General features: G+C 45.0%; 1 protein-coding gene. It reads left to right on the plus strand.

The genetic code is table 11. The features are described from left to right. Window positions 1-25: 25 nt before the first annotated feature. Window positions 26-262: hypothetical protein (locus tag QN347_RS20165; RefSeq protein ID WP_323494455.1), on the plus strand; the 237-nt coding region annotated here is incomplete at its 3' end.

The raw sequence follows: 262 nt of genomic DNA on the forward strand, positions 1-262 counted from the left end.
GTAGTACAGCAGGTCGATGTATTGCATGAGCGCTATGTGGCCGCAGCGCGCGCCCAGCAGAGTTGAACACAAGCCAAAAAAATTTCATCGGAAGTTTGTATTTTTTGACAGTATGGTTCAGAATCACGTCAAGCTCAGGCCTGAGTTGCAACAATTTTACAGGGACACTATTTTGATCGTTTACGAGTACCCTTTCAACGAGCGCATTCGCACGCTGCTGCGGTTGGAAGACCTGTATGAAAAATTCATATTTTTCTTGCAT

This window comes from Sphingomonas sp. 10B4 (assembly GCF_035019905.1).
GTDB classification, from domain to species: domain Bacteria; phylum Pseudomonadota; class Alphaproteobacteria; order Sphingomonadales; family Sphingomonadaceae; genus Sphingomonas; species Sphingomonas glacialis.